Below are 10,337 nucleotides of genomic sequence, written 5' to 3'. Positions count from 1 at the left end.
TTTAAATGCGGTAAAACTGCACATGAAAAGTAAGTTTCTTAACTTGGCATTTCCTATTTTACTTATTCGTGATCGACCATTAATACTGGTTCCAGATTGCCTAATTGATGGCGTTTCAAGAAATGGCGAGGTATGGGATTTATCAGAAATTGGAAAGGTTTTTAATTAAAAGTTTTGTTTATATTTGTGAAGGCTTGGTCTTGGTTCATCGCCACTTCTTGAAGCCGCGAAACGTTAGGTGTGATTTTGCAGAAACCGAGACGACAAAAGAGATTATAATGAAATATAAGCATTTAAAAGGTAACGAAATTGAAGGAGAACTTGACATATTTGTTTCTCATAATGAAGACGAAGATGATGGCGTAATAACAAAATGGAACGAAATTTTAATTCACGGAAATCCAGAAGGACTTAAATCGCTTGCAAAACTTCTTTTAGAAATTGCAGAACTAAATCAAAACGAAGTTGAAGAAAAATACTTACCAATTGGCGCTAGAGAACATTATCATTTGACACCAAATATTGAATTATCAAAAAGTTCAGATAGTGTAATAATTGGAAGACTTGATGCAAAAGGAACAAGTGAATATTACTCAAGATATAAATCGAAAGACAAAATTAAATAAATGAACGAAATTACAATTCCATATCATTTAGCAATTCCAACAGTTTTATGTTTAATTGGAATAATCGCAATTTTAGTAAATCGAAAAAAACTTTTTACTAAAAACAAATTATTATGGACAAGTATTACTATATTTTTAGTCTTCTATTTTATGGTTGTTAGTAAATCAACATTCGATGATATGTATTATCAATGGGATTTAAATCGATATGATTTAGATAATGACGGAATCTTCGGAGGCGAAGAAATTACAACCGAACAAAGTAAAGCAATGCAAAAACTCACAAGTGATACAGGAAGAAATTTTTCATTTATCACGGGATTTATACTTGCTTTTATAATTTCAACAATATTTTTTATATTTGGAAAAACAATTACAGGAATTAAAACAATTAAAAAAAGAAAAAACCACACACAACAAAGAACTGTGCTTAAAAACGAATAAAATTAGATTTATTTTCACTATTTTTAATCAGGGAAAGATACCTATTGTCTTGTGAGGAGAAAATGGAATAAATCATTTTCTATATAAAAGAAAATTTAATTCATTTTGGGCCTCAAACTTCTATAGTTATTATTATACTTCAATAGGTTAGGTAAGTTTTCAATCCATACCCACAATAAAAATCAAAACAAATCATTGCATTTTTTCTGGAATGGTTTTTGCAAATTACAAGTTTCATCAACTCAAATACCATGGGACAAAAAATAAGAATACAAAATCCTTGTAATGAAAATTGGAAATCCATGTCAAACGATAAAAAAGGAAGATTTTGTGCTTCTTGCCATAAAACAGTTGTTGACTTTACAAAAATGGAATATACTGAAATGCAAAACTATTTTGTTGAAAATGCAACTAATGAAAGTATTTGTGGTTACTATAAATTCAATCAAGTAGCAAACGAAAGGAATACAAAATATACCAATTTAAAAAATAGGTTTAATCAAATAAAGGTTAAACCTGTAAAAATAGTTGCTTTACTTTCATTGAGTTTTCTGTTTTCATTTTCAAGTTGCATAATGGGTAAACGTTCAGAAGAAAAGCCAGAAGATGCTATTGAAAATGATTCAATTAATAAAGAAAATAGTAAAGATTCAATTAAAAAAATAGAAAAGAAAAAAGATTCTATCAAAGATAAAACTAAAAGATAGCAAACTATTTCTCAATAATAGTAAAGTATTTAACTAACCTACTTTCTACTCTCAATCTCCAAAGCGGCTTCCAAACTTTCATAATTCATCAAGACTTTAGCAATTTTTCCTTCCTTATTGATTATAAAGTGCGTTGGAAATGCATTGAGATGTAAGGTTTCATTCATGTAAATTTTCATATTTGGAATTACAGAATAAGAAAGTGGTTTTTTGGCAAGAAACGTTTTCAATTCTTGTGGAGAATCTTCGGCAAGACTTATAAAAAGAATGTCTTTTCGAGTGCTGTATTTTTCTGCTAGTTTGTTGACATCTGGGAATTCTTTGATACACGCAGCGCAATGAATGTACCAACATTTTATAACTACAATTTTATTTTTAGTAGATTGATTTGTAGAAGTTATTGCGTTTAAATCGGTGAAATTAAAATCTGGAAACTGTGTTCCTTCCATTTTATAATGTTCATATTCTTCTATTGAACTTGTTGCAATTGTGGGTTTTATATTGGAATCGGCATTAGGTTCAATTTTGAAAAGTTTGTAATAAACAATAGCATCATTTGATTGCAATCTAACAGGAATTGTTGTTCCATCGGAAAGTTGTTTTAAGAAAGATTCTTTAGAAATTTCAGTTGAATTACTATCCAAGGCAACAAAATCTGAAGAAAGCATAATATTATTAGATTGATAGGTCCACCAATCCATAAAATTTTTCTGGATAGTCATTGGATCAACTTCTGGAGTGCCATATTTTGTTTGTCCAAAACATGATGTTAGTATAAAAAATAATAAACCAACTAATTTCTTCATTAAACAAATTTATTAAGGTTCAAAAATACTCAAAAAAAACAGGTTACAAATAATTTATTTTAATTGGTTATATTAGCTAAAATTAAAACCTATTTATGGCGTTTCCTTATCAGTTTGATTTTTTTGGTGAGAAAGTTTATTATCATTTTATATTTGAAACAGCAGCATTTTTTATTGGTGTTAGATTGTATTATTTTTTAAAAAAGAGACAGCCAGATGCCATAAATGATATAAACAGATTGTGGATTTTATTGGGCGCAATGATTGGCGCATTAATTGGTTCGAGAGTAATTGCAATGCTTGAAAATCCGAGTGAAATTGCGCATCAAACATGGATGACTTTTTATCAAAACAAGACGGTTGCTGGCGGATTTCTTGGTGGATTGTTTGGTGTAGAACTTATTAAAAAAGGAATTGGAGTAAAAACTGCTTCTGGCGATATTTATGTAATTCCTATAATTGTAGCAGTATTTATAGGGCGAATTGGTTGTTTTTTAATGGGAATTGCAGAACCAACTTTTGGTAATGAAACCACTTTTTTTACAGGAATAAATCTAGGTGATGGATTAAACAGACATCCTGTTGCACTTTATGAAATGACTTTTATGGCGTTACTTCTACTTTTTTTTATCAGAATTAAAAATGTACATTTAATAAATGGAGACCGATTTAAGTTGTTTATGGTTTTATACTTTTTGTACCGATTTTGCGTTGAATTTATAAAACCATACCATCAATTGTTTTTAAATTTGAGTAGTATTCAATGGAGTGCTTTGTTTATATTTGTTTATTATTGGAAGTTTATACTTAGGGTTTTAAAAATTAAATAAATGAATTCAGGAGAAATACTTATATACCAAAGCACAGAAGGAATCATTAAAATTGATGTCCGACTTGAGGAAGAAACTGTTTGGTTGTCGCAAGCACAAATTTGTGATTTGTTTCAAAAATCAAAATCTACTATTAGTGAACATATAAAAAATGTTTTTGATGACAAAGAGTTAGATTCAAATTCAGTTGTTCGGAAATTCCGAACAACTGCTGATGATGGTAAAAATTATGATACCAATTTCTATAATCTAGACGTAATAATTTCTGTTGGATACAGAGTAAAATCGCAACAAGGAACACAATTTAGAATTTGGGCAACACAACGTTTAAAAGAATACATTATTAAAGGGTTTGCCTTGAATGATGATCGATTTAAATCTGGAAATTCAATGAATTATTTTTCCGAACTTCAAGAGAGAATTCGTGAAATAAGATTGTCCGAAAGGTTTTTTTATCAAAAAATAAAAGATATTTACACAACAAGTATCGATTATAATCCGAAAGATGAAAATACAATTTCATTTTTTAAAATAATTCAAAATAAATTACTTTGGGCAATTTCTCAAAATACTGCTGCCGAATTAGTTTACAGAAGAGCTGATGCGACATTGCCATTATTAGGAATGCAATCATTTGATAAAAAAGAAAATAAATTGGTTACTAAAAATGATGTAAGTATTGCAAAAAATTATTTAAACGAAAGTGAAATAAAATTACTTGGATTGTTAGTCGAACAGTATTTGGCATTTGCAGAAACTATGGCTCAACAGAATACACCAATGTATATGAACGATTGGAAAGATAGATTGGATAGCATTTTACAACTAAACGGTAGAGAACTATTAGTTCATGCAGGAACAATTAGTCATCAAATGGCAGTTGAAAAATCGAATTTAGAATATGAGAAATTTCAGAAGAATTATAAAAAAATTGAAATAGAAAATAGTTTAAACGAAATAGAAGCCGACATAAAAAACTTAAAACTATAAATGAAAACACGCGATTATATCTATTACGACTATACCAAAAGTTTATGTCCCGAATGTTTGCATACCATTGATGCCAAAATTGTGTTTCAAGACAATAAGGTTTTTATGTTGAAACATTGTAAAACGCATGGCGATTCTAAAGTGATGATTGCAGACGATGTTGACTATTACAAGCAAATAAGAAACTACAACAAGCAATCGGAAATGCCTTTAAAATTCAATACCAATGTGCATTATGGTTGTCCTTATGATTGCGGATTGTGTACCGATCATGAGCAACATTCGTGCTTGTCGATAATTGAAGTTACTGATAGATGCAATTTATCTTGCCCAACTTGTTATGCAAGTTCTGGTCCAAATTATGGAAGAAACAGAACGCTAGAAGAAATTGAAAAAATGTTTGATGTAGTCGTTGCCAATGAAGGTGAACCTGACGTCGTTCAAATTTCTGGTGGAGAACCAACTGTTCATCCCGATTTTTTTGCTATTTTAGATATTGCAAAAAGCAAACCAATTAAACATTTAATGCTAAATACCAATGGAATAAGACTTGCAAAAGACGAAAAATTTGTAGAAAAACTGGCAACTTACATGCCCGATTTCGAAATTTATTTGCAATTTGATAGTTTTAAATCGGAAGTTTTAAAAAAACTACGCGGCGAAGATTTGACTAAAACACGTGAAAAAGCATTAGAATATCTTAACAAATATAATATTTCTACGACATTGGTAGTAACGCTTCAAAAAGGAATTAACGATGATGAAATTGGTACTATTTTAGAATTTGCGTTGCAACAAGATTGTGTTCGTGGTGTTACCTTTCAGCCCACACAAGTTGCCGGAAGAAATAAAGATTATAATGATGGCGAAGGCAGAATTACGCTAACAGAAGTACGACGAAAAATATACGAACAATATCCTACTTTTACACCTCAAGATTTAATTCCTGTGCCATGCAATCCAGACGCTTTGTGCATGGCGTATGCACTAAAAATGGATGGCGAAGTTTTTCCGATGACGCATTTAATTAATCCTGAAGATTTACTTAACAACTCTAAAAATACCATCGTTTTTGAACATGATGAAAAGTTAAAAACACACATGCTCAATCTTTTTAGTACCGGAATTTCTGTAGATTGTGCCGAGGAAACCTTGGGCGAATTAATGTGTTGTTTGCCAAGAGTGCAGAGCGAAAATTTAAGTTACAAAAATTTATTTAGAGTATTGATAATGAATTTTATGGATCCTTATGACTTTGATGTTCGAGCGGTAAAAAAATCGTGTGTGCACATTGTTAGCGATAAAATGAAGATTATTCCGTTTGAAACCATGAATATTTTTTATCGAGACAATAAAATAGATACAATTAGAAAAGAATTAAATATATAAATATGAAAGATTTTTTAGTATCATTTGGCGGTTTTGTAGCTTTCGTTAGCTTTATAGTTTTTATAGTTGGCTTTTTTATGATATTTGCTGAAAGCAAACGCAAATTAGGTCTTAAATTAATGCTTTTTTCTGCAATTGCATTTGTAATAGGATTTGGAACTTGTGCAGCTAATTTTTCGATATAATCCTTAAAATTTTAAACATTTATTTAACTATTGCTTAACAAAATATTCAATTTCATATAAATATATTTGTTTTTACAATTATACCCAAATGAAAGAATTGCCCAATTTTAAAACCTACTTGTTTCCTATGCTTTTATTATGCTTGATGAGTTCTTGTAAAAAAGAATTTTCGGGTGATAATTATGTTGCTTATTTTGGCGGAGAGGTTGCCAATCCTTCCAATCCATACATTCTTTTCTGCAAAGACAATGTTGTAATTGATACAATTTTGCTAAAAAAAGACAATACATTTTTCAAGAAATTTGATTCACTTGCGCCTGGCTTGTACACTTTTAAAAACGAACCCGAATATCAATATGTGTATTTTGATAAAAACGATAGCATAAAAGTTCATATTGATTCTAAAGACTTTGATGAATCTATAATTTTTTGTGGTCGTGGTGATCAAAAAAATAATTTCTTGATGGACATGTATTTGATAAATGAAAAAGACAAAGATAAAATGTTCGAAGTATTTGATTACGAAACTAATAAATACAACAAATACATTGATAAAACCAATAAAGATAATGAAGATTTTTACAAGTCTAAAAAAGAAGAAATAAAATGGAATGATGAATTTGATGTTTACGCAAGTGGAGTTGTAAAATTTCCTTACTATACGAAAAAAGAAATTTATCCTATTATCCATAAAATGCGAACTGGAAAAGACGTTTCTAAAGAATTACCTAAAGATTATTATCAGTTTAGAAAACAAATAGATTATAGTAACGAAGCATTGACAGAGTTTTCTCCGTTTGTAATGTACCTAAATCACATGTTAAATAATGTTGGATCTATAAATTATCACAACCATTATACTGAACTTGACATGGCGTTGCGAACCAACATCAACAAATTAAATATTGCTGATACACTAATAAAAAACGAAAAAGTTAAAAATATAGTACTCAATAATATTGCTCTAAAATATTTGCTTGAAGATCAAAATATGGTTAACAACAAAGAATTTCTAGAAACTTACCATAAATATTCTACAGATAAAAGTCAGAAAAATGAAATTTTAAAAATTGGAAATGCTATTCAATTACTAACGGTTGGCAAAGTATTACCCGAAGTAAATTTGATTGATATAGATGGCAAAATAATAGCTTCTACCGACTTAATAAAGAAAAATACAGTGTTCTTCTTTTGGTCAGAAAAACTAAATTCACATTTGTTAGCTACTCACAAAAAAGTATTAGAATTTAAGAAAAAATACACCAATTATAATTTTGTAGCCATAAATCTAGACGACAATCAAGAAGAATGGAAATTGGCTTTGAAAAAATACAACTTTGGCAGTATTACCGAATTAAGATGTTCCAATTTTGAAGATATTAGAGCGAAATGGGCAATTACTAAAGTTCATAGAACGATAATAGTTAATGCTGACGGAACTATTAAAAATGGATTTACAAATATTTTCGACGTACATTTTGAAGACGAATTAAAATAGATTGATTAGTTTAAAAATTAAAAAAGGTAGTTTTCCTATTGTGAAAATTGCCTTTTTTTATATTAATTCAAATCTTTAAACTAATTATTAGTGCTAAATACGATCTTCACAATTTTATCTTTTCCTGCAGCAATTGCGGTTGTATTATCAATAAATCTAATAGTATATAAGGAAGTATCTAAACTAAATTGTGTCCAAGAAGTACCTTTATCTTTAGAATAAAATAAACCACTAGCACCAACAGATACCAATTGTTCTCCATTGCTATTTGGTACAAATTGAACGCAAGAAGCATAACCAAACCCTTGATTTTCGCCAACTAATTTCCAAGTTTTTCCGCCATCAGTAGTTAATGCTTTGTTTTGAAAATTTTGATTTAGTTTTTCATAGTTTCCTCCAGCAATAAATCCGATTTTATCGTTATAAAAATCAGCAGTAAAAATTCCGGTCATTGATTCACCTTGAACGATTGGCGTTTCATATGTTTTCCAAGAAATTCCTTTATCTGGAGAATAAAAAACCCTTGATTTTTTTCCGCCAGAAACCAACCAAGTACTGTTTCCTTTTACAATTATATTGGTATTACTTGCCGCAAAGAAAGCTTCGCCGTCTTCAATATTAGGCAACTTTTCACACGGAACTTTAGTCCATGTTTCTCCTCCATCGTGAGTAATTATTATACAAAAACAATTTTCTATTGGATCGCCAACAGCAATTCCTTCTTGATCATTCCAAAACTGCATGCTGTCGTAAAAAACTCTTTCATTGTGTTCTTCATAAACCAATTTCTTCTGAACCAAATCTTTAGAAAACTTATACAACAATGCCGGATTTCCAACATTTAAAACAAAAATTGAAGTACTTGTTTGTGCAATACTTCTAAATTCTAATTTAAGAGAATCTTTGTTGATTTTTCGTTCCATTTTATTGGCATCAATTAGACTCAGAAACCCTACTCTATTTTTATCAGCAGCATACCAAACTTTATTCTTTACAACCGTTATGGGACGAATACTGATTTTATTTTTATAAAGTGTATCGATTTTTACAGCAGTAAAAAAAGTGCTTTTAGAAACCTGAGTTGGCTTGCAAGAGTTTAGAAATATTGATAATAGTAATAAAATAAAAAGGTTTTTCATAAGATTTTATACTTAAATGTTAAAATAAATAATTAATATTTTCCAGCATTTATATACAAAAAAGCGATGCTAGAAATATAAGAACCAATTAGAATTAAAGGTAACAAAATGCTAATCAATCTATTTTTATTATATGATTTAAAGCTAAAAATTGCTATCAAAATTAAATATAAAGGATAAGCATCAACAAGAATTATAGTTATTAAAGTAAAAAATAAATTTTTAGGATTATCAAGAAGAAAAATTGAGCCAAAAACGATAAAAGGCCAAACTAAAATTGGAATTAGCGAAACAAAATTTAGAATTTTAAACCATAAAGGGTAATTATTATCACTAAAATATTTTTTAAAATAATTTTGAATTAATTGGAGGTTGATTTTTTGCATGCTAATTTAAAGTTTAATACCATTTAACCCTGCTAAAATACAACTTAATTTTGTGTTAATGATTTGTGAATAATTATTCTTGGCACAGAAATTGGATTGTTGGTATCAAATACTATTATGAACCATTAATATATAATGTTATGAAGACTAAAATATTACTTTCGTCGCTAATGAGCTTTATTTTTGCAAGCTCGTTTGCTCAAGACAGAACAACAGTTAACGCAACAAGTTCTGAAATTAGTGACAACCTCGATTTGAGAGCTGTGGCTTCTATCTTTGGAGATTCTAAAGATTTGGAGGATTTTGAATTTCGTTTAAATGATCCAAAAGCTCAAATTTCTAATTTAGATTTAAACAACGACAATCAAGTAGATTATCTACGTGTTATAGAATCTATTGAAGGAAGAACACACTTAATTGTAATTCAATCGGTTTTAGGAAACGAGCAATTTCAAGATGTTGCAACTGTAGAAGTTGAAAAAGACAGCAATAATCGTGTTCAAGTGCAAGTAGTTGGTGATGTTTATATGTACGGAAGCAATTATATATACGAACCAGTTTATGTCAATGTTCCTGTTATTTATAACCATTTTTGGGTTTCTAACTATAGACCGTATTACTCTTCATGGTATTGGGGTTATTATCCAACCTATTACACTTATTGGAGTCCATTTCCAGTATTTAGATACAGACATCATATTGGTTTGTGCATAAATTTTGATTATCAATACAACTATGTTAATTATAGAAGATGTCAAACTGCGTATAACGATTATTATGGTAGAAGAGGAAATTATTATGAAAGACAAAATCCAACACGTTCTTTTGAAAGAAGAAATTCTGGCTACAGTAATAGATATGAATTAGACCAAACTAGACCAAGACGTGATGTTGCTTATAACAATAGTAGAGAATCTGGAAGTACAAGAAGCAACGGTTCTGTTAGAACAAATTCATCAAGCGAAACTCCTGTGAGAAGCAATGGTTCTGTTAGAGCAAATTCATCAAGTGAAACTCCAGTGAGAAGCAATGGTTCTGTTAGAACAAATTCATCAAGTGAAACTCCAGTGAGAAGCAATGGTTCTATAAGAACTAATTCATCAAGTGAAACTCCATCAAGAAGTTCAAGTCCTTCAAGAAGTAGTTCTCCAAGTTATGAACCATCAAGAAGTTCAAGTCCTTCAAGAAGCAGTTCATCTGAATCAAGAGAAAGCAATTCTCCAAGAGGTGGAGATTCTGGCTCAAGAGGCGGAAACTCTGGCAGAAGATAATTTATAATCAGACTAAACAAAAGAGCATCGAAAATATTCGGTGCTTTTTTTTTTTCAAATATGTAA

11 protein-coding genes and 1 pseudogene are annotated in these 10,337 nt (G+C 29.6%); 9 read left to right on the top strand and 3 right to left on the bottom strand.

Going from position 1 to position 10,337, the window contains the following annotated elements; translation table 11 throughout:
- Window positions 1-114: pseudogene (locus ACH2CG_RS07735) on the bottom strand (transposase); the annotation flags it as partial.
- Between the two features lie 164 nt (window positions 115-278).
- Between ACH2CG_RS07735 and ACH2CG_RS07730 the strand changes: the two are divergent.
- The 3 genes from ACH2CG_RS07730 (at window position 279) to ACH2CG_RS07720 (ending at window position 1,777) form a co-directional block, all read left to right on the top strand.
- Window positions 279-626: a hypothetical protein gene (locus ACH2CG_RS07730; protein WP_395063857.1), complete on the top strand. Its 348-nt coding sequence runs from the start codon at window positions 279-281 to the stop codon at window positions 624-626.
- Window positions 627-1,070 (top strand): hypothetical protein, encoded by a 444-nt coding sequence (locus ACH2CG_RS07725; RefSeq protein ID WP_395063855.1) that lies wholly within the window; start codon window positions 627-629, stop codon window positions 1,068-1,070.
- Between the two features lie 302 nt (window positions 1,071-1,372).
- Entirely contained in the window at window positions 1,373-1,777 is a 405-nt protein-coding gene (locus ACH2CG_RS07720; protein WP_395063853.1) for a hypothetical protein, read from the top strand.
- A gap of 38 nt (window positions 1,778-1,815) precedes the next feature.
- Here ACH2CG_RS07720 and ACH2CG_RS07715 read toward each other — a convergent pair whose 3' ends face one another.
- Window positions 1,816-2,583: a TlpA family protein disulfide reductase gene (locus ACH2CG_RS07715; protein WP_395063851.1), complete on the bottom strand. Its 768-nt coding sequence runs from the start codon at window positions 2,581-2,583 to the stop codon at window positions 1,816-1,818.
- 95 nt (window positions 2,584-2,678) lie between these two features.
- Here ACH2CG_RS07715 and ACH2CG_RS07710 point away from each other — a divergent pair, with 95 nt between their 5' ends.
- The 5 genes from ACH2CG_RS07710 (at window position 2,679) to ACH2CG_RS07690 (ending at window position 7,475) form a co-directional block, all read left to right on the top strand.
- The gene (locus ACH2CG_RS07710; RefSeq protein WP_395063849.1) at window positions 2,679-3,413 is read left to right on the top strand and encodes a prolipoprotein diacylglyceryl transferase; all 735 of its coding nucleotides are present in this window, start codon (window positions 2,679-2,681) and stop codon (window positions 3,411-3,413) included.
- The gene (locus ACH2CG_RS07705; protein ID WP_395063847.1) at window positions 3,414-4,403 is read left to right on the top strand and encodes a virulence RhuM family protein; all 990 of its coding nucleotides are present in this window, start codon (window positions 3,414-3,416) and stop codon (window positions 4,401-4,403) included.
- Window positions 4,404-5,792, top strand: a complete 1,389-nt coding sequence (locus tag ACH2CG_RS07700; protein ID WP_395063846.1) for a radical SAM protein — start codon at window positions 4,404-4,406, stop codon at window positions 5,790-5,792.
- A gap of 2 nt (window positions 5,793-5,794) precedes the next feature.
- Window positions 5,795-5,977, top strand: coding sequence for a hypothetical protein (locus ACH2CG_RS07695; protein WP_395063844.1), 183 nt, complete (start codon window positions 5,795-5,797; stop codon window positions 5,975-5,977).
- A gap of 88 nt (window positions 5,978-6,065) precedes the next feature.
- Entirely contained in the window at window positions 6,066-7,475 is a 1,410-nt protein-coding gene (locus tag ACH2CG_RS07690; protein WP_395063842.1) for a TlpA family protein disulfide reductase, read from the top strand.
- A gap of 80 nt (window positions 7,476-7,555) precedes the next feature.
- Here the strand turns inward: ACH2CG_RS07690 and ACH2CG_RS07685 are convergent, their stop codons facing one another.
- Complete coding sequence (locus ACH2CG_RS07685; protein ID WP_395063840.1) at window positions 7,556-8,614, bottom strand: oxidoreductase; 1,059 nt, start codon at window positions 8,612-8,614, stop codon at window positions 7,556-7,558.
- A gap of 526 nt (window positions 8,615-9,140) precedes the next feature.
- On the opposite strand from ACH2CG_RS07685, the gene ACH2CG_RS07680 reads away from it, so the two are divergent.
- Window positions 9,141-10,271, top strand: coding sequence for a hypothetical protein (locus tag ACH2CG_RS07680; RefSeq protein WP_395063838.1), 1,131 nt, complete (start codon window positions 9,141-9,143; stop codon window positions 10,269-10,271).
- The last annotated feature ends 66 nt before the right edge of the window (window positions 10,272-10,337 follow it).

Origin of the sequence: Flavobacterium sp. (assembly GCF_043778725.1) — a bacterium.
In the GTDB taxonomy this organism is placed as follows: domain Bacteria; phylum Bacteroidota; class Bacteroidia; order Flavobacteriales; family Flavobacteriaceae; genus Flavobacterium.
This window is presented reverse-complemented; position numbering and strand designations above follow the sequence as displayed.